21 protein-coding genes are annotated in these 18,842 nt (G+C 58.8%); 10 read left to right on the top strand and 11 right to left on the bottom strand.

Annotated elements, in window-relative coordinates; genetic code table 11:
- Positions 1 to 20 precede the first annotated feature (20 nt).
- The 3 genes from MOV74_RS07130 to MOV74_RS07120 all read left to right on the top strand — a co-directional run bounded on the left by MOV74_RS07130 (position 21) and on the right by MOV74_RS07120 (position 1,095).
- Positions 21 to 467: a hypothetical protein gene (locus tag MOV74_RS07130; RefSeq protein WP_246919452.1), complete on the top strand. Its 447-nt coding sequence runs from the start codon at positions 21 to 23 to the stop codon at positions 465 to 467.
- A gap of 34 nt (positions 468 to 501) precedes the next feature.
- Positions 502 to 705, top strand: coding sequence for a hypothetical protein (locus MOV74_RS07125; protein WP_246919449.1), 204 nt, complete (start codon positions 502 to 504; stop codon positions 703 to 705).
- Between the two features lie 150 nt (positions 706 to 855).
- A complete protein-coding gene (locus MOV74_RS07120) occupies positions 856 to 1,095 on the top strand; it encodes a hypothetical protein (protein ID WP_246919446.1) in 240 nt (79 codons plus the stop codon).
- 228 nt (positions 1,096 to 1,323) lie between these two features.
- Here MOV74_RS07120 and MOV74_RS07115 read toward each other — a convergent pair whose 3' ends face one another.
- From MOV74_RS07115 to MOV74_RS07095, 5 genes are all read right to left on the bottom strand, one after another.
- Positions 1,324 to 2,769 carry a restriction endonuclease subunit S gene (locus tag MOV74_RS07115; protein WP_246919443.1) on the bottom strand — a complete coding sequence of 482 codons (1,446 nt, stop codon included), beginning with the start codon at positions 2,767 to 2,769 and terminating at the stop codon, positions 1,324 to 1,326.
- A complete protein-coding gene (locus tag MOV74_RS07110; RefSeq protein WP_246919439.1) occupies positions 2,766 to 4,235 on the bottom strand; it encodes an N-6 DNA methylase in 1,470 nt (489 codons plus the stop codon). Before MOV74_RS07110 ends, MOV74_RS07115 begins: the two co-directional genes overlap by 4 nt.
- Complete coding sequence (hsdR, locus tag MOV74_RS07105; RefSeq protein WP_246919436.1) at positions 4,232 to 7,846, bottom strand: type I restriction-modification system endonuclease; 3,615 nt, start codon at positions 7,844 to 7,846, stop codon at positions 4,232 to 4,234. The genes MOV74_RS07110 and hsdR overlap by 4 nt, the downstream gene beginning before the upstream one ends.
- Positions 7,847 to 8,151: 305 nt before the next feature.
- On the bottom strand, positions 8,152 to 8,907 hold the full coding sequence (locus MOV74_RS07100; protein WP_246919432.1) for a hypothetical protein: 756 nt from the start codon (positions 8,905 to 8,907) through the stop codon (positions 8,152 to 8,154).
- A gap of 597 nt (positions 8,908 to 9,504) precedes the next feature.
- Positions 9,505 to 9,828, bottom strand: a complete 324-nt coding sequence (locus MOV74_RS07095) for a hypothetical protein (protein WP_309486786.1) — start codon at positions 9,826 to 9,828, stop codon at positions 9,505 to 9,507.
- Between the two features lie 20 nt (positions 9,829 to 9,848).
- Between MOV74_RS07095 and MOV74_RS07090 the strand changes: the two genes are divergently transcribed.
- Together MOV74_RS07090 and MOV74_RS07085 are read left to right on the top strand one after the other, a co-directional pair.
- A complete protein-coding gene (locus tag MOV74_RS07090) occupies positions 9,849 to 10,172 on the top strand; it encodes a hypothetical protein (protein ID WP_246919428.1) in 324 nt (107 codons plus the stop codon).
- Positions 10,173 to 10,625: 453 nt separating this feature from the next.
- The gene (locus tag MOV74_RS07085; protein WP_246919425.1) at positions 10,626 to 11,762 is read left to right on the top strand and encodes a toxin-antitoxin system HicB family antitoxin; all 1,137 of its coding nucleotides are present in this window, start codon (positions 10,626 to 10,628) and stop codon (positions 11,760 to 11,762) included.
- Between the two features lie 157 nt (positions 11,763 to 11,919).
- Here the strand turns inward: MOV74_RS07085 and MOV74_RS07080 are convergent, their stop codons facing one another.
- From MOV74_RS07080 to MOV74_RS07070, 3 genes are all read right to left on the bottom strand, one after another.
- Entirely contained in the window at positions 11,920 to 12,885 is a 966-nt protein-coding gene (locus MOV74_RS07080; protein ID WP_246919422.1) for an AraC family transcriptional regulator, read from the bottom strand.
- A gap of 454 nt (positions 12,886 to 13,339) precedes the next feature.
- A complete protein-coding gene (locus tag MOV74_RS07075) occupies positions 13,340 to 13,630 on the bottom strand; it encodes a hypothetical protein (protein ID WP_246919419.1) in 291 nt (96 codons plus the stop codon).
- A gap of 15 nt (positions 13,631 to 13,645) precedes the next feature.
- The gene (locus MOV74_RS07070) at positions 13,646 to 13,858 is read right to left on the bottom strand and encodes a hypothetical protein (RefSeq protein WP_246919416.1); all 213 of its coding nucleotides are present in this window, start codon (positions 13,856 to 13,858) and stop codon (positions 13,646 to 13,648) included.
- Between the two features lie 9 nt (positions 13,859 to 13,867).
- Here MOV74_RS07070 and MOV74_RS07065 point away from each other — a divergent pair, with 9 nt between their 5' ends.
- Together MOV74_RS07065 and MOV74_RS07060 are read left to right on the top strand one after the other, a co-directional pair.
- On the top strand, positions 13,868 to 14,278 hold the full coding sequence (locus tag MOV74_RS07065) for a DUF3775 domain-containing protein (protein WP_246919413.1): 411 nt from the start codon (positions 13,868 to 13,870) through the stop codon (positions 14,276 to 14,278).
- Between the two features lie 39 nt (positions 14,279 to 14,317).
- Positions 14,318 to 14,779 carry a host attachment protein gene (locus tag MOV74_RS07060; RefSeq protein ID WP_246919411.1) on the top strand — a complete coding sequence of 154 codons (462 nt, stop codon included), beginning with the start codon at positions 14,318 to 14,320 and terminating at the stop codon, positions 14,777 to 14,779.
- Between the two features lie 30 nt (positions 14,780 to 14,809).
- Here MOV74_RS07060 and MOV74_RS07055 read toward each other — a convergent pair whose 3' ends face one another.
- Positions 14,810 to 15,070: a hypothetical protein gene (locus tag MOV74_RS07055; protein WP_246919408.1), complete on the bottom strand. Its 261-nt coding sequence runs from the start codon at positions 15,068 to 15,070 to the stop codon at positions 14,810 to 14,812.
- A 301-nt stretch (positions 15,071 to 15,371) separates the two neighbouring features.
- Between MOV74_RS07055 and MOV74_RS07050 the strand changes: the two genes are divergently transcribed.
- From MOV74_RS07050 to MOV74_RS07040, 3 genes are all read left to right on the top strand, one after another.
- Positions 15,372 to 15,818: a hypothetical protein gene (locus MOV74_RS07050; RefSeq protein ID WP_246919405.1), complete on the top strand. Its 447-nt coding sequence runs from the start codon at positions 15,372 to 15,374 to the stop codon at positions 15,816 to 15,818.
- Positions 15,819 to 15,916: 98 nt separating this feature from the next.
- The gene (locus MOV74_RS07045; protein WP_246919402.1) at positions 15,917 to 16,789 is read left to right on the top strand and encodes a DMT family transporter; all 873 of its coding nucleotides are present in this window, start codon (positions 15,917 to 15,919) and stop codon (positions 16,787 to 16,789) included.
- A 97-nt stretch (positions 16,790 to 16,886) separates the two neighbouring features.
- Positions 16,887 to 17,630 carry a hypothetical protein gene (locus MOV74_RS07040; protein ID WP_246919399.1) on the top strand — a complete coding sequence of 248 codons (744 nt, stop codon included), beginning with the start codon at positions 16,887 to 16,889 and terminating at the stop codon, positions 17,628 to 17,630.
- A 54-nt stretch (positions 17,631 to 17,684) separates the two neighbouring features.
- Here MOV74_RS07040 and MOV74_RS07035 read toward each other — a convergent pair whose 3' ends face one another.
- Both MOV74_RS07035 and MOV74_RS07030 read right to left on the bottom strand, forming a co-directional pair.
- The gene (locus tag MOV74_RS07035; protein ID WP_246919396.1) at positions 17,685 to 18,002 is read right to left on the bottom strand and encodes a histone; all 318 of its coding nucleotides are present in this window, start codon (positions 18,000 to 18,002) and stop codon (positions 17,685 to 17,687) included.
- 66 nt (positions 18,003 to 18,068) lie between these two features.
- A partial coding sequence (locus MOV74_RS07030) for a deoxyribodipyrimidine photo-lyase (RefSeq protein WP_246919393.1) occupies positions 18,069 to 18,842 on the bottom strand: 774 nt, incomplete at its 5' end.

The raw sequence follows: 18,842 nt of genomic DNA, 5'->3' as shown, positions 1-18,842 counted from the left end.
CTCATCGCGGGAGGACGCCGATGGTGACGAAGCTAGAGCACGCCCGCGCTCTCAAACAGATGAAGATGCCGCTTACAACTCCCGTCGAGCAACGCACCTTCAGCGTAGAATATACGCGCCATTGGCTCAGGCTGATGGATGCCCATGACGAGTTCATGCAGGCCGTGAACGAGTACACGACCGGCACGCGCGCTGGGTCACCCGGTAAATGGAAGCTGACGAGGCGCAAGCTGGTCGCGCTCGATCAGGCATTCAGCCAGTGCGTAGCGTTTCTCGGTAAGTTGGGCGGTGACGTGCGTCCGCCCGAGTTCAAGACCGAACAGGACGAACAGGAACACGCCATTCTCGGCCATGTCCTCACCGACCGTGCGGCGCCATTCATTCAATTTTGGAGAGATGCCATCGATGCGGTTGACGCTGGAGCGTCCTTGGCGATCAAGCCGGGCGACGTCCCGCCGTGGCTGTAAAAACTAAACTGCTGTCCGCTTCTGCGAGGCAATCATGCCGAAATACGATCTCATCGACGTAGCCGAGTTTATTGACGAGTTCTCCACGGCAATGGAGGGGATCAGCAAGGACTGGCAAGAAGACATCGACGCCGCTGCGCGCAAACTGTTTCCGAATGTCAGTGACGATTTGCTTCTAGAGGCGAAACTGCTGGCCGACGATCAGATCATGGCCGACATCATTAGGGAGCGGGGTTAAACGCTCAATAGGCAGGCAGTCAGAATGCTTCCAAGGATGAACGTGGCCGCCTTAGTTGCATGCGGCATTCTGTCACTGAACAACATTTCTAACATAGACAGCGCCAGATCGACGTCGCAAATGGACGGCCTCACAAATCAGAGGCGTCACATGACCAAATATGTTGTTATCGCAAATCGGCCCAACCGCATCGGAACGCTCCATTCGAGCGGCTGCTCACATATCGGCCCCGACCCAACCGCTCAAAGCCCAAGCGCCGAGCGGCGGGGATTTGGCGATGGATTTGATGCGCTCCGCTTTGCACAGCACGAGATGCCCCTGAATTTTGGGTTCTGCGGTCACTGTCTCAAGGACTTGCGTCAGATTGTTGAGACGAAAAAATCCGTCTAGACCGGGCAGGGCAACGGTTTATCCCCTGCGATCCGTCGCTTTCTATATTCATTCAATATTCAATGGTCAGCTTGATCCGTTCCGGTCGCTTGCCCCGCGATTGCAGCCTTGCTGATGTAAATGTCTCCAGCCACCGCGCCTTCTTGATCACCGTGAATGGTGAGTACCAGCGCTGTTCACTTCACGGTATCAACGTGTTGGCTGTTTCATCGATAACCACCTGCTGTCTCATTTAGGTCTCCTTGATCGCGCTGGCGGTCGGCTGGACGACTTATCTCGTCTCTTTTTAGGGTGTGCAGTTGCTCCGCGCTCGGCCCTGATCCGTTCCAGCAGCACGCTGGCGGGTTCATCGTTCGGGTCTTGCGGCACAAGTTCGCCACGAAATGCTTTGGCGAGGATAGCTTGGTCGAGATGATCGACTAGTTTACGCGCCTTGGTAGTTTCGGAGGCGAGGCGGTCAATCCAAGTGAAGGCATTGTCAATCGAACGGACGATAGCGCGCTGCTCCGGCTTGGCGCAGAGCGGAATAGGCAATCGTTCGACCTTCGTTATGCTCAGAGTGTGAAGCCCTGAACTGGATGACGCGACGGTTTCGATGGCTTCTCGTCCCGCTGGCGACAGCAACCAGAAGAGAGCGTAGCGTGGTTCGACTAATTCGGACGGTCGCGCGCGAATGATGTGGTTTTGGTGAGAACAATCGCTTACTTCGCCGTTCCAAAGTGCGACTCGTCCTATCTGGTCTAAACTTCCGTTGCCTTCGACAATCAATAAATCGCCAGAAGCCAGCTTCGTTTTTTCGAACTCCTTTTCAGTGCAGCCGGTCTCAGAAATCTCAGCAAGACGAAGTTCGTTGGCATAAACATTTGCAACGCGCAAATAAGGACGTCGCATCGCCATCGCGCTGCGCGCCGGATTTTTTGTCAATCCACCACCTATCTCCATCAGCTCAGAAATTGCCATCCACCGCCAACTTGATGGTAAATCGGGCAATGTTGAAAGCCGCCCGTCAATTGCCATACTACGAACACCATCCCTCGCAGACTTAGCCGGGGAGGCTCGTTTTTCACGCGTTAGCTCTCCACTAAACGCGGCGCCCAAGATTGCCTGCTTGTACTTCTCAACCAGTCGAGGAATGTGATCGAGATGTCCCAGGGCGCGCCGGGATTTCGCACACAAGCTGTCGATCTTCTCCACGATCCGTTGTTGCTCCGGCAGAGGGGGCACCCGGATCAACCCCTCAGCAACGTCGCGGTCAGAAACAGCAGGATACATTGTACCGTCTTGGGTCATTGAAATTGCTTCAACAAAACTGTCGGAGCAAGCCCAATTAAAGAGATACCGTGGGTTGACCGCTTCGTTCGGCCTGAGCACGGCAATTCCGGTCGAGGTCAACTGACCATCGAGGTCCTTCGGCACAACAGCGATATTCTTCAGATAAGTCCGCACGGTCGAGAAGAGTGTATCACCGCTGTGAATTACTCTACGGGCTCTAGAGGGGGCATCTGCACCCTTAATTACCTTGGGATCAGCAATGGTCTGCGTTTTGTTATCTATCGAGCCGATGTCAACGTATTTGAACAGTTTGGTTGGCGTTTTCGTTGGATCGATACCGGCAAAAGGGCCGGTCACATCAGCAATCGTGGCTTCATACCAACCGTTTGGAAGCTCACTCATTCTGCCGCCTCCACGACGGCAACAGCTTCGTCAGTCTCCAGTTCCTCCGACAGCGTTTCGACGTCGTCCAGTGCTGCCTTAAGGTGGCCGATGATGGCGGCGGCGATGTCGTCCGGCTCAGTTAAGTGTTCTTCCGTGTCCGTTTCCGTATCGCGCAGCCACGAAATGTCGAGATTGTCATTTCGCGTCTTTATCACCTCTCGCGAGAAACACCGCCAGCGGCCTTCCTCGCCCTGGTCCGTCCGCTTGGCCCCACCGTTGGGGTCGTTACCATAAGCCTTCTCAAAGTCCGCAAAGTCTTGAACCATCAACGGACGGGTTTTGCCGAATGCTGGCGCGTCTGCCCGCAAATCGTAGACCCATACGGCCTTGGTGTTCGCCTTATCGGTCTTCCCACGCTGGAAAAATAGAAGGTTAGTCTTGACGCCCTGCGCATAGAAGATGCCCGTTGGCAGCCTCAGGATCGTGTGTAGATTGCACAGGTCCATCAGCCACGAACGAAGCCGCTGCCCGGTATTATCCTCAAACAGAACGTTATCAGGCACGACCACCGCCGCCCGTCCTCCGGGCTTTAGGCTGCGAACAACATGCTCAACAAAGGCCAATTGCTTGTTTGACGTGTCCGCCGTGATAGAAAAATCCGTACGTGTTGGCCGACCGCCGCCCTTCTTGGTTCCGAATGGCGGATTGGTTAGGATCAGATCGGCCTTCGGTAGTCGCTCACCCTCGGGACTAAGCGTGTCTCCAACAGCCACTCCTGCGCCCTCGATGCCGTGGAGCATGAGGTTCATCAACAGAAGCCGATGGGCGTCAAGGACTAGTTCTAGTCCGACAAAGGCCTGGGTACGCTGGAACGCCTGCTGAACTGGTGTGAGGTTGAATAGGTCATCTGTCGCGTCCTTAATGTAGCGGTCTGCTGCTACGAGAAAGCCGCCCGTTCCCGCTGCGGGGTCCTGAATTATTTCGCCGTGTTGGGGCTTGAGAAGGCGCACGGCACAGTCAATCAGGGGGCGGGGCGTGAAATACTGTCCTGCTCCGGATTTCTTTTCGCCAGCGTTCTTTTGCAGCAGACCCTCATAGAGGTCGCCCAGTCCTTCGCGCCGCGCAGAGAACCAATCCAGCTTGTCAATTTCCGACACCAATGTTTTCAGGTTCGTTGGCTTTCGCAACGAGGTCTGCGCGTCGGTAAAAATGTCTCTTACCATACCTGTACCGCTGGTGCCGAGCTTCAGCAGCAAGGCGCGGTAATGCGTCAGCAAATCTTCACCTTCGCGTTTGGTCAAGTCACTCCAGCGATATCCCTTGGGTAGGGCGTCCTCTCGCTTCGTTTCCTGCATCATCTTCAAGAATAGCAGAAACGTAAGCTCGGTTACGTAGGCTTGGTACGTGATGCCGTCATCGCGCAGGACATTACACAGGCCCCAAAGCTTTTGCACGATGTCGCGTGTCACGTGCTGGTCGGTCATGCGGATTTGCTCCAAAGTTCGCTATTTATGTCGCCAAGTAGGGCGTCCAGCTTTCCATCAAAGATACGGTTCAATCTGGTGAACCCACCAGTTTCCTCTCGAAATTGCTCTTCATCCAGCACAGCACGATCAGCAACACCCACCTGCGCAACAGCCTTGCCAATGCGTTCAAGCCATTTGCGTTGTGGCTCGGTCCAGCTGCCGCGCTTCACTATCCGATCCATTGCCGCCTTAACGCGATCTGCCCAAGGGACCAGCGGGTCGCCAATTGCGGCCTGTCGGATGAATCCGACAATTGACGCGGCAATATCTTCATTCTTCGTTTGTTTCCATGCATTCCGTAGCGCGGCCTCTGAAAAGCCTTGCTGATCAAGCTCCATTCTGACGGATTTCAGAGTATCCCTCGTCAACTCTCGGGGGCGCTGCACGACTGCCTGCAAAGCCGCAACTTTATTGATGTTGTCCCGGATAAACTGAGCAAATGAACTGAGGAAGTCCTCGGGCCTTACCATCGCAGCCCCATATCCGGTTGTTGTGGAAACAAACTTGTCCGGGTGCTCCGAGATAGGCAGCGGAATGGGTCTTCCGCTTTCAGGCTTCCAATCCAGGATAGGGCCAATTCCGGGCTTGTCTTTGACCCAGTTAGCCATTGCGTCTAGAGGCTCATGCCTGAGACGGTTGGCGGTTTCCTGGACCGGCTCGCCCGCCAATTTTTGAAAGGCCTCTTGCGCGTCGGCGGTTAACTTACCGATCCTTCGGCTTAACTTGACAAGTATCTCATCGCGCAATTGGGCGCGATGAGCAGCATCGGTAACGCGCGCAAATTGTTCAAGCAGTTGCGTCAGCGTAATCTTCGGATTGACGACGACCGGCTTCATTGCGGTCAGTGGCTGCAATGCGTCATAGATGCCGACGGCATCGAAGATGCGAAACGTTTCTTTTCCGATTTCTGGACAGAGACGGGTCGCGCGGCCAAGCATCTGCTCGTACAAAATGCGGCTATTTACGCGGCGGATGAAAACCAAGTTTACAATCTTCGGAACATCAATGCCTGTCGTCAACAGGTCAACGGTGACAGCCACCGTCGGCATGGCATCGTTCCGATAGCGCCGGATCATTTTTCCAGGAGCGTCAACACTGCCTGTTATCTTCGCGACGGCTGCATCGTCGATCTCCCCATAGCGGTCTCGGAACGCTTTCTTGAGTTCGGCGACAACAATGTCCGCGTGCCCGTCGGTCGAGGCAAAAATTAGTGTCTTGCCCGGCAGCGACGGGTCAATGTGCTTCGCCAGTTCTTCGCATACGATCTGATTAAATGAACGCGTGATCACACGACGGTTAAAGTCATCTATCTCGAAATCAAGGTCATCAGGGGCATGGGTAAGATCGATTTCACCTGTTATTGGATTGAGCAAAGGCAGTTGATCGCCCCGCGCGAAATGAATGCCATCGCGCGATAACTCAGTTTCGATGCGTAAAGGGGGCTCGTGATCGATCAGAAATCCGTCGATTACAGCCTCACGGTACGGATACGTGAAAATGGGATCACCGAATATCTGGGCTGTGTGTAACGCTGGCGTCGCCGTCAACCCAATCTTGACCGCGTCGAAGTGTTCCAAAACGCGTCGATATTTCGATACGTAATCTGCCTCGTTGCGGAACGACATTTCGGCATCAGACATCTCGCGGTCGAGCAGATAGCCGCGATGACATTCATCGACAACGAGTAAGTCATATTGATCAACCGGCGGCACATCCTCATTCTCATTCGCAAATAGAACACGCTTCACCAAACTTTGGATGGTGCAGATGTGTACCTTCGTGGCGGTTTCAGGCAGGACATCCCCGAGTTCCTTCAAGCCAAAGATGTCGGCAAATGTTCGAGCGCTCACGATCCGTGTTGTCTTGAACTCATTAGCTGCCTGTTCACCGAGCGCATGACGATCAACGACGAAACAAATTCGCCGAAAGCGCTTCGTCTCCAGCAAGCGATACAGAAGGGCTATCGCTAGCTTCGTCTTGCCCGTTCCAGTTGCCATAGCCAGCAGCATGGTGCGGTTGGCATCATCTGCGAGGGTACTTTCGACGGCTCGGATGGCCCGCTTCTGATAGTCGCGAAGCGGAAAACCAAACTCAATCGGTAACGATGCAAGGCGTTCTTGAGCAGCCTCCCGGTCGATATTGAGCTGCCCAGTCAATCCTTCTGGCGTCGGCCAATCGGTGAGTGCCCGTCGATGGTTGGTCGGATTGCGCGCATCGCGAAACCAGATGCCGCTCTGCGTTTCGACCTGCTTGAGATACGGACGGCCATTGGTCGCAAACAGGAATGGTAGACGAAACGGCGGCTCCTTGGTGCTGCCAGAGCTAAATCGCCATGGGCCGCCCTCGGGAAGTTCTATACCGTCAATGGGGTTAAACGCTTGGGCGTAACGACCGGTTTGGTCAATTGCAGCCTGGACGTTCTTGCGCTTACGCTTGGCTTCCACCAGGGCGATGCACGTCAAGCCGACAAAGAGTGCGTAGTCGGCGGGACCATTGGAGGTTGGCCATTCGGCAATGGCCATCGATTTGCCTTTGACCGGTCGAGCACCCTTCGCATATCGCAAGTTTACGGTGTCGGCGTCCCAGCCGCGTTCCCGCAGTTGCTCGTCGATCAGCTGACGTGTGTCGGCCTCGTCAAGGTCGATGGCTTCTGCTGCGGCAGAGGCGGATATGAGAACTGCCTGTTTCTCGGTTGGGGCGCTAGAGGCCGCTGCTGCCTGCCATTCGATCAGCTGTTCGGCAAGTTCGTTGCGAGTTCCGAAGATACCGTCACTTTCCGCCAGATGGCTTGGAAGCTGTTCCAAGCGCGCCTCAAAGCGCGCTTCGAGCCAGTCCGATCGGTCCGCGCTCGCCTGAACGGGAGGTTTCTCCGATTTGGCCACGATCATCTGCAATTGAGCCAGCATTTGGCCCAGCTCGGTCTTTGCGGCTTCTGCTTCTGCGGCCAAAATTGCGTAGAGGTCTCGCTCTTCGGTAGCGCCTCGTGCCCCTTCTTCGGCGAGCAATCGAGCCGCCTCGGCTTCTTCAGCCTGCTGTTTTGCCCGCTGGGCGTCTGTTAGCGCAGCTTCCTTCTCAGCTCTCAGCCTCTCTAGCTCGCTCTTGAGTTCGGCGCTTGCGTCGGCGGGGGCCAGTGGCGGCTGAAACGGGCCAGGCTTAAAGTTCTGATTATCGAACGTGCGGTAGAACCAGATAGCCAGCTGACGCGCCATCTTGAGGCACGAGAGGGCAGTGGCATGGTCACCGTCCCGATCATGGGTCGCTGCATTCCCTAACTTGCGGAGCTGATGGAATAGGTCTGTGACGGCGGAGGGGTAGTTCCCCTCTACCCGGAGCCGCCGCAGTAGGTCTGCTTGCAGCTCCCGTGCATCCGTTAGCAGGCCAGATCGTGCGGCCAACATTTGGGCCAGCACTTCGCCGAACTGGCGAAGCAGTATGAGCGTCACGACTGGATCGTCGGAGAAATAGCGCTCGCAGCCCGCGCCGATCCGGTCCAAATCCGGGTATCGCTTGGCAAGAAAACTGAAGTTGGCCGATTTTGGCGGCCCGCTGGGTTTAAGAGTGAGAGCCAACCGCCCCCCGAAGCAGCTGCGAAATGTGGGATCATTATGAGATCAGGTCGCGGTAACATGCGCGACTTGAACGCTCGGTTCAAGGTATCCCTTTGTACAATCTGCGGTTACAGCGCGGCGGGGCGCGCGCCGACGTGGCGAGGACGTGTTGCGAATGTTCGTCGCTGGCGAGGCACCTCTGGGCGGCGGGGGGCGTTAACCCCGCGCGTGCGAGTAGCGAGCTATCTTTGGTTCATCGTCCACATGTGAGGTCCGCCCGTGCCGTCGAAATCAGGCGGACGCATACAGCTCACGCGCACGCAAATCTAAGCAGCCTCAGCCAGCCGGATAAGAGTTGCATCCGGGACTTCGTATTCGATCACGTTTGCCGACTGAGAAAGAACATTGAGATAATTGCCAAGCTCAGTCTTTTTCTTGACGACCGCAATCCGCTGCGGCGGATTATCCAGCCGCGCGATGTCATTGAACTTTACTGCCGCGTTTACAACCGACGTATGGTGCTTGCTCACCGGTTCGAACAACGAAACTTTGTGATTATGAGTCACCATCGTGGCTACTGGCCACTTGTGCGTAGACGATCCGACGAAGTCGACATTGCGAGTGATTTCCGCTTTCGGAAACACAGTCGCAAGTCGCCGGTAAAGTACATCGCTATCTTCTTCAAAACGCCGCTCGGCCGCTTTGAAGGCCGCAAGTGCGGCTGCCTCAGATGAGCAATTCGCAACGATTGTCACCGCACCGGCCAATTGATCCCTGTTGGCTTCGGCGACAAAGAACGCTTGATTATCGAATCGGATTCCAAAGTGTTCAGCCATCGGCTTCGCACTGTTGGCGTAGAGTAGGGACGCTCCGATCATGTCGGCTTCCATCTGGCCGAGCCCCATGTCGGTGACGAAAAAACGGTCATGGTGCTGCGTCACCTGAACAACGGCCGCCGCGCCGCTCGGATACATCAGGGGGGTTTTGATAAGGGAAGCCGATCCAAAGTGCTCGGTAGTCACAAGCTCGCGGGCTACCGCATCAACAGCGGAAGCAAACTTCTGGTCGATTTTGATCGTCATGGTCAGGCAATCCCGAAAAGCCCCGGCTCTTGCCAGCTCGGTCTTTCCACCTTTTGGATTTCAGAGATTCTAAACTCTTTGCCTACGAATACAAGGAAGTCCTCAAATGATTGTAAATCCGGCCTTACAGGCCGCGCGACAGGCAGGTTTCCGGCTCTCATTCGACCTTCATCGGCCAACCAGTTGTGCTCAAATTCATGTATGTGGGTTTCGACTATGCGCATCATTTGTAGTTCGGGAGGCCCGACAGCTCTATTGGTGTGAACGCTCATGGGCCGCCACTCGGCTCTTGCTAAGTGCGTGCAGGGCGCGCGCGGAGGCTGATATTGAATTTGCATCCTGACCGCGCGATCAGGGAGCGATTGGCACGCACCCCCCCTTAATTCCAGGCCAGGGATCGTTACACCGTCGATCTCCAACGAGCCGGTCAAACAAAACCAAACGGAATCGGACTGCTCCCACTTTGGCTTCCCAGAAAGCGTCTTTTGAGCAGTCATAAGGCCCGGCAAATCGAACGTCATGCAAAATCCCGCTACGCAAGACCTTTAGGATAGCAGCGCAAAGCTAAAAAGAAGCTAAAGAACCGTTAATTTGGATTCAGTTTTGGCGACTTTTTCGTGTGCTTGGTCGGTGGGCAAGGATCACCGCACGATCCGGTAAGCCTTCGGCCTTCCGTCCCTGCGCTGGCGCGTCCTTTGGCCGATGCCGGTGCAGCGCCCGCATCATCCCAATGCGCGCGAACATCGTCGGGCCGTCATGCTCGGCGACCAGTAGCAGCGCTTCCATGGCGGCCTGCCATTCCGGCGCGTCGTGCTCAGCCTTGGGCAGCACCGTAACGTACAGGCCGGCGTCTCGGAGCGTTCGCAAGGGCTGCCGTCCGGGCAGAGTTATCGGCTCGTCGAAGGCTTGATCCCAACTCACGCAATCCCTTTATCCCCAGCATGACCGACGACGAAATCCTGACCCTGCGCGTGACCGTGATCGGCGGCGAGCGCTGCGAACACGACTATGAAGTGATCTGGCACGGCCTGTCCATCGGCCGCATCAGGCGGGCCGAGGCTTCATCCCGTGCCGAGCTGTGGGCGTGGAATTGCTGGCTCTACGGAAGGCCGTGCAAGGCGGACGAAGCCGGAGGCGGCGCTAGCCTCGACGACGCCAAGGCGCAGTTTCGGGAGGCATGGCATCGAATCAGAGCCCGGCTCACCGAGGCCGACATTGCGAGGGCGAAGGGATACGCCGAGCGCGGGGGATGTCGGCGGAAGTAAGGTGGCGTCCCCGCTATCAGCCGCGTGGCGAAACGGGACATCCCCCTCAAGTTCCCACTCGTGCCATTTATACAATCAAAGACATAAGAGTTTCAACAAGTTATGACATCAGTTATGATCTCTCCGAGCGCGCCAGTTGCCTCTTTCCAGAGCGGCCCTGATTGATCCTGACGCCTCCAGAGCGCCAAATCTAACTCGGAGAGGCTATCGCCTCGCTGTGGATGGCGAAGTGGATCTGCCCGACCTTCGGGAGGTTTCGACAATCCACGGGGAGCGCTTGGTGAGGTTGTAGCCGCCCTCGGTCGTCAGGGGTTGAAAACGATGGCCTGATGATGTAACTAATTTATAGTTACAGCGGGCCGGGAATGTCGCAGGCAGACAACCTGATGCATTCATTCGGGGGCTGCCGAGGGACGTTTCGCTACCGGGATTTTGAGCGGCTGATCACCTCCCATGGGCTTCGACCAGCCCATGGTCCTGAAAGACCGGCGGGAGCAGGCGGAAGTTCATGCATCGCATGACGAAGGCGATGATCTGGCTCGACGAGCCGCACGATGGCGAGATGAGACCGGCGATGGTTCGCCGCCTGCAGGAACAGCTGGAAAATTTGAGTCTGCTATGAGCACCGTGCGTTATCGCGACTATCAAGGGTCGGTCGATTTTGAGGACAACAAACTCCTCATCCGCGTGCTGCATATCGACGACATGATCACGACAGAAGTCGAGAGCGCGGCCGATGTTGAGGCCGCTTTTGCCGAGCTGGTGGAGGACTATCTCGCGACTTGCGCCGAGGTCGGCAAAGAGCCGGCGAAACCATTCAAGGGGCTGTTTAATGTCAGGGTGCCTCCAGATCTGCACCGGCGGGCAGCATTCGCAGCCGCACGTGAGGACGTGACGCTCAATTCGTTGGTTACGAGCGCGCTGGAGGAAAAGCTAAACCCGCCAACGCCAACGCAGGAGGTCGAGCGCCCTGAATTCACCTTCGATGGGTTCCTGCGGCTCGCGCTGGTGACTTGTCCCGTCGAGCTTCGGCCGGCAACGGAAGACGCGCCTGATCTCGAGCTGGACAATGAGGTCACCATAGAAATCGAGAGCTTCGCACCGCTAGGTGATATCGACCCGGTCTATTGTGCAGGGTCGTACTACCTCGTGCCTGGGGGACGAGTGGGCCATGACGCATACGCGGTTATTCGTGAAGCCATGGTTGCCAACGAATTGGTTGCCATCGCCACCCTGGGGCCGCACGCATTCGCTCTTGAGCCCCGAGGAGTTGGTATGGTCGCGACGCTTTTGCGGAATGTTGATCAGGTGCGTGATCCAGGCGAACTATTCGGCATGATCCCGAATGTGCATATTACCGAGGAGATGCTCGGCCTCGCCAAGCAAATCGTAACGAAGATGTCGGCTGGGTTTGATCCGCGCACGTTGCGAGCGGCACCCAAGCTGCGCCGCAAGGCTTCTGAAGAGCAGCCCAAGCTGGCGCTCCGTCGTGGCGACAATGTCATCGACCTCATAGAGGCCCTGAAGAAGAGCAATCGTCGCGGCGCCGCGTCCGAGAAGGGCAACACCGCTCCACGTCGGAAAGCTTAATGGTCCGCCCTGGGTGACAGGACGTCCGGGGGGCAGCCGGGTTTTTTGTGGCTAACAGACTTCCATCTCGTGCGGCCATTTCGCCACGATAGAAGTTTGCCATGTTGCGGGTCCAACGTGTGGTGGGCGAGGCAGCGTCGCACAGCTTCTGCGTCCGTCAGCTTGTGCGGATACGGCCTTGCCGCCCCCGGGCCAGCGTGTCCGAAGGCGTCTCGTGGAACGTCGCACGGTAGGCTGCGGCAAATTCACCGAGATGATGGAAGCCCTGGGCACGGGCGCACGTCGCGACGGTGGCGCCGCCACCCCTAAGGAGGCGGCCGCGGGTCGCCCACAGCCTCTTGAGGCGAATGTACTGGTGCAGGCTCATGCCACGCACCTTGCTGACTGCGCTGCCGAGCGTCCGGATCGAGACGCCGAACTCGCCGGCGAGATCGGCGGTATAGATCGGCGCGGTCGGGCGGGCTGCGACGTAGTCGTCGATCCGCTGCACGAGCTTGATCGCGCGCTCGCTGTGGACCGAGGCGCTCAGATCCGACATCGAATCGATCCGAAACAAATCGTCGAGCGCGAGCAGCAGACCTTCCTGGAGATGGGCGGCCACCTCGCTGGTTTCGAACAGGAACGGCTGCACGGACGCGGTTCGCAGGATGTCGAGCAGGGGTCGCCGCGTGTGGAGCAGGGCGGGCCGGTTCGCGACGCGGGCCCGCAAGTCGTCGGCGTGATCGAACCAGCCCCGGTCTCTCAGCTCGGGGGAGAAGATGATCATGGCATGATGATTGGTCTGAGGCTCGACGAAATGGCATTCATCGTTGCCGCGGAGCGTAACGAAGAAGCGCGCATCGAGATCCAGGCCCTTGAAGTTGACCTGGAGGTCGTCGGTCATCGACAGGATTACCATTCCGCCCGGCATCCGATAGGCGGTGTCGAGGATGCGCGCAAACGACCTCATCACGACGATGCGGCATGCCGGCAGGGAGACCACGGCGCGGGCCGCTGCGAAGTTTGGGATGTCGAGCGGAATGCTTCTGGCGTCCTCCATCGTCTCGATCGGTCGAAACGCATCGACGTCGGCAAAGCCGATCAGTTGGAGCGCGGAGGATGGAGCGAGGGCGTCGAACAACATGGGTGGGTCTGGCCGGCTGCTGAAATGTGACAATCAAATGAAGGTCGGTACATCGCCATCAATGGCGAAGCATCGCGTTTCAGTAAATCGAATTCCAGGCCGTAGTATTGCGGACGTCATGCCATGACGCCCGCAAGATCGATGTCACCGTCAACGTTCCCGACTCATCGGTTGGCCGGAGGCGGCGTCGAGGAAATGTAGCCGCATGCACGCGGGGCAGGCGAAGGACGCAAAGCTTCGTCCCTCCTGTCTCGGCTGCTTCTCAAGATGCGTCTGCACGTTCATGCCCGTCTGAGGGCATCGAAAAACGATCAACTCGGCCATCACCGCAGAATGACGGTGCGGGCCGATTTCATCTTTGATCTAGATCAGTTTTGGAATCGCTCCAGGCCGGCGACAACCGCGCAAGGAATGATCTCGCAAAAGCGAAGGGGCCCTGAGGCCCCTTCAGATGTCACCAGCGGCGATAGCGTGGGCCATAGCCGTAATAGCGCGGCCCGTAAACGCGTGGTCCATAATACCGCGGGCCGTAATACGGCCGCGGACCGTAATACCCATAATAGTTCGGACGCCACCAGCAGCGTCCCCAGGCGTCGCAGACCATGCGAACCTGCTCGACGCCGGAGACCTGCGGTGTCGCAGGGGCGGGCGCGATGGGCATGGCGGACGCCGCCGGCGATGTCGCCAAGGCACCCAACGTGGCACCGAACAGGGCTGCGGCGACGAGGCCGATCTTGAGAGTCATGATGTCTTCCTCCGCTTACGCGATCCAGAATATCGAGGTTGTTCTGATCAAATTGTGGCGGAAGCGAAATGTAATGCTGATGAACAAATTCAGCAAATCCGTCGGCTGGCCGGCCTTGGCCGCATGGCCGATGCCGTGCCGGAGACCTTGATCCTGCGCAATTCGCAAGTCTGCCGCGGCCTTTAGTGTTGCTGGCGTGGCAGCGGCGTGGTGCTTGCTGCCGGGCAAGGTGAACTGATGCCGGTCATTCCAAATCTGTCGATCTCGCCGGCGAAAGTCTTCTTCGTCATCTCGAAATCGCGCCGGTCCGACAGCGAGGCAGCCGGAGGGGGCGTCATCGTGGACTTCGGCGACGATGACTTGAGCTATGGCCGCAGCGGGCGCGGCGGGACCACCGACCGTGCGGAGCTCGCGGGCTTCATCCGCGATCTCAATGTCGACGAGCAGATCGACCTCGTGGCGCTGACCTGGCTTGGTCGCGGCGACGGTGATCTCTCCAATTGGCGCGAACTGCATACCCAGGCCGCGCAGGCGCACAACCAGCGCACCGCTTCCTACCTGATCGGCACGCCAATGCTCGCTGACTATCTGGAGGAGGCGATGGCGCAATTCGGCAAGTCCTTCGAGGAATTCGAAGAACATCTCTGATGCCGGAGGCGGCGTCGACAAGTTTCAAGGAGAGTGGCAATGGACAAGATGAGAATCGACAAGGGTGACTGGCTGGTCGTGTGCGATGGGCGCAAGGCGCTCATTCTGGAGAACCTTGGCGACGAGATGTTTCCGAACCTTCACACCAGGGAGGTGCACGAGCAGCCCAATCCCTCGACCAGCGCGCAAGGGACCGACGCGCCGGGCCGCCTGCATGCCGCTACGGGCGGGGCGCGCAGCTCGGCCGAGCAGACCGACTGGCATGATGAGGCCGAGCGCGCCTTCCTGCGGAGCCTGGCGGGTCGGCTCGATGCCGCCGTGAACGCCGGCGAGACCACGGCCCTGACCATGGTGGCCTCACCACGTGCCCTCGGCATGATCCGTGCCGATTACTCGGAGGTCATGCGCAAGGCGCTTCGGGGCGAGATCGGCAAGGATCTCGTCAAGCTGCCGGTCTACGAGATCGAGAAGCAATTGCTGCTGTCGGGCGCCGCCCAATAGGGGCGCCCGCAGAGACCGCACCAGCGTCCCTCAGTAGCAGGGGTGCCGGCGGCGGTCCTGGCCGACATAGGCGGCCGCGCCCTGGTAGCAATGGTTGGTCGACGGGCCATCGTAATAGGCGAAGGTGCCGGGGGTGATGCCGGGACCGTAATTGTGCACATAGCTGATCGGGTAGGGCAGCGGGTTGACGTAGCGGTGGTACCGGTGGTGTCCCCGCGCCTCCGCGAGGCCAGGGGCTAGGATTGCGGCCGACAGGGCAGCAACCGCGGCTACAAGCTTCAACTTGCTCATCTTGATTCTCCGGGGACCCGCGCGAATAGGTCGGCCATCTATAGCCACTTCGATCCTCCAGGGCACCCGTCCAGCGCCCGGAAATCCGGGACAATCCCGCAGATTCCCGGGTGGGTGTGACAGAATTGTCGGAAATGCCGTCCAGGCCTGCCCATTTTTGGCCTTTTCGGGATGCTTAACGAATTCCCCACACAAGTATGACCAAAGACTATTCGGTTAAGAATCCTCCCGCCGGCCCCAGGGCTCATTCACGGGTCCTTCGAGGCCGGTCCATTCCTGAAGGCTTTGCCGTCACGCCGCCATGCGCATCACGCTTCTGAGCCTGCTGTTGCTCTCCATCGCCGCCGCCGCGCCGGCGCGGGCCGAGCTGCATATTACCCGCGACCACGGCGGCTATGTCGAGGAATACAAGGCCAAGTACAAGCGCGTCCGCGAGAAGGGCGAGCGGGTCATCATCGACGGCATCTGCAACTCAGCCTGCACGCTGGTGCTCGGCATGGTGCCGATGAACAAGATCTGCGTGACGCCGCGCGCAAGCCTTGGCTTCCACCAGGCCTATTACGACAAGGCCTTCACCTTCGGCATCAAGGTCACCAGCTCCGAGGGGACGTCCGACCTGATGTCCTACTATCCCAATACGGTGAAGGACTGGATTCGGCGCAATGGCGGGCTCACCACCGACATGAAGAAAATCAAGAACGGCATCGAGCTCTGGAAGATCATCGACCCCTGTCCGGAAGAGTGGTGAGCGGCTGAGCTGAGCCGTTGTCCTGCCTCGCAGCGCAGCATCGTCCGGACGAAATTCGCATTGCCGCATAGCCCCCCGCTGGGGCAATGAAGGCGGCAATGGACCACAATCAAGAAGCCCTGACCGCCCGCGCCGCGCCGATCCTGTTCGTCCTGCTCTGGAGCACCGGATTCATCGGCACCAAATACGTCGTCAACAATGCCGATCCCTTGACCTATCTCGCCATCCGCATGGCGATCGTGGTCGGCCTGATGGCGATGATCGCGGCGATCGCGCGGCCGGAATGGCCGGATCGTATCGGCATTGCGCATAGCGCGGTCGCCGGCATTCTCGTCCACGGCTTCTATCTCGGCGGCACCGCGATCGCGATCGCGCATTCGATCCCGGCCGGACTCTCCGCGCTCATTCCGGGCCTTCAGCCGATCCTGACCTCGACCATTGCCAACCGCTGGCTCGGCGAGCGGGTGACGCCGCTGCAATGGGCAGGGCTGGTGCTCGGCCTCGGCGGCGTGGTGATGATCCTGCACAACCGTCCCATGACCGGCGAAGCCGGGCTCGGCTGGCTCGCCTCGGTGATTTCGCTGATCAGCATCACGCTCGGCACGCTCTATCAGCGCCGCTACTGCAACCAGATCGACTGGCGCGCCGGCAATCTCGTGCAATATGTCGCTGTCACCATTTTCTTTGCGATCGGGGCCTTCCTGTTCGAAGACCGCGTGGTGCACTGGACGCGGGAATTCGTGCTCGCGCTCGCCTGGCTCGCCGTGGCACTCTCGATCGGATCGATCGGGCTATTGTACTGGCTGATCCGCCACGCCGCGGCGACCTCGGTCGCGAGCCTGTTCTATCTGGTGCCTGCCGTGACCGCGCTGATGGCCTATCTGCTGTTCGGCGAGAAGCTCGATGGGCTGGCGATTGCCGGCATGGCGATGTGCGCGGCCGCGGTGTTCGTCGTCAACCGGCGCTTCTAGTCAGACAGGGTATGGTCGCCGGAATACATCCCGGACGTGCGGGACGCGCTCGTGTTAGGCTGGGCTGATTTCAGCTTCCCTTTCACACGGTGATTTCATGAAGAAGGCGCGGCGCGCACTGCTCGGCAGGTCCTTAAGGCCGGTCCGGATTGCCTGCATCAACTACGCGGAGGAGATGATAAGCGACCGGATGATGGCGAGGCTCACGGCCGCGCTTCAGAAATGCTACGACGAGCACTTCCTGCCAATATGGGGCTACCCCGTCGATCTCGACGTCACCCACAAGCCCAAGTCGACGGACTGGCAGCTCGTCTATTTCGACGATGCCTCCCACAAGAACTTCCTCGGACGGCACGAGTTGACCCATCGGGGACAGCCGATCTCGAAGATCTTCGTCAAGGCGCTGGGTGACGAGCCCGTCAGCGTGGCGGCGTCGCACGAGCTGTTCGAGATGGTGCTCGATCCCATGGCCAATCTGTGGGCCGACAAGACCCGCCACACCCAATATGCCTATGAGGTCTGCGACGCCGTGGAGGAGGAGTCGTTTCTCGTCAACGGTTTTCCGATGTCGAACTTCGTCTATCCATCCTGGTTCGAGCCGTTCGGGCATCCCCGCGGCACCAAATTCGACCATATGGGATCGTTGAAGGAGCCGTTCTCGATGACCGAGGGTGGCTACGTCATCAAGAAGGTCAACGGCAGGCGGCTGATCAAGCAGTTCGGCTCGCCGGAAAAGCGGCGGCGCTTCAACGCCGAGGACCGCCGCGGCCATCGCAGCGAATTCCGCGATCCGAAGGGAGAGCATCACCCGGGCCGGCGCGCAGCCAAGCGGCGAGGGTAGGGTGTCGGCGTCTCCGGGTGCGTCCGCACCCGGAGACGTCTCCAAGCGTTGGGCTCAGCGCTTGGCCTTCTTGGCCTTCTTCTTCGACTTGGTGGCTTTCTTGGCGGCCTTCTTCGCAGACTTCTTGGTGGCCTTTTTCGCGGCTTTCTTTGAAGATTTCTTCGCCGCTTTCTTCGTGGTCTTCTTCGCAGCCTTCTTCGCAGCCTTCTTGGCTTTCTTCTTGGCAGCTTTCTTCGGGGCTACTTTCTTCGCGACCTTCTTGGCGGCTGTCTTCACCTGCTTGACGGCGGTGACTGCGGCGTCCTTGGTCGCTTCCACCGCATTGGTGATCGTGTCCATCGCCTGCTCGGTGATCGGCTTCTCGTCGTCCATATCGTCCCCCATTGTTTGAATAGAGCGATGACGATAGCCGGTTTCGAAATTGTGTCAAAGCAGCGCTCAACCTTTGCGGATCTTTGCGTAAGCGGCGAGCGCGCGCTGGCGCCCCCTGGCATGATCGACGATCGGCTGCGGATAGGTCTTGCCGGGCGTGATGCCCGCGCTCGCAAGCTCGATCGGCGTCGCCCGCCACGGCTGGTGGATCAGCTTAGACGGCAGGTCTTTCAGCTCCGGCAGCCAACGCCGAACGTAGGTTCCATCGGGATCGAACTTCTCGCCCTGAAGCTGCGGGTTGAACACGCGGAAATAGGGCGCGGCGTCGGCGCCGCAGCCGGCGACCCACTGCCAATTGGCGGGATTGCTGCCTGCGTCCGCATCGACCAGCGTATCCCAGAACCAGCCTTCGCCCTCGCGCCAGTCGATCAAGAGGTGCTTGACCAGGAACGAGGCGACCACCATCCGAACCCGGTTGTGCATCACCCCGGTGTGCCAGAGCTCGCGCAGGCCGGCATCGACGATGGGATAGCCGGTGCTCCCGCGCTGCCAGGCGGCGAGCGCCTTCTTGTCCGGTTTCCAGGGGAAGCCGTCGAAGTTCGTCTGCAGGTTTTCGGTGGCGAGGCCGGGATGATCGTGGAGGAGGTGGCGGCAGAACTCGCGCCAGCCGAGCTCGCTCAGGAACTTGTCGATGCCCGGTCCGAGTGCCGGATCTTCATCCGCGGCGAACCGCGCCGCGTGCCAGGCCTGGCGCGGGCTCAATTCGCCGAACCTTAAGTGCGGCGACAGGCCTGAGGTGCCCTCGCGATCCGGGCGGTCGCGATCGCCGACATAGCGCCG

Origin of the sequence: Bradyrhizobium sp. SHOUNA76, from assembly GCF_023006445.1 — a bacterium.
Lineage (GTDB): Bacteria > Pseudomonadota > Alphaproteobacteria > Rhizobiales > Xanthobacteraceae > Bradyrhizobium.
This window is presented reverse-complemented; position numbering and strand designations above follow the sequence as displayed.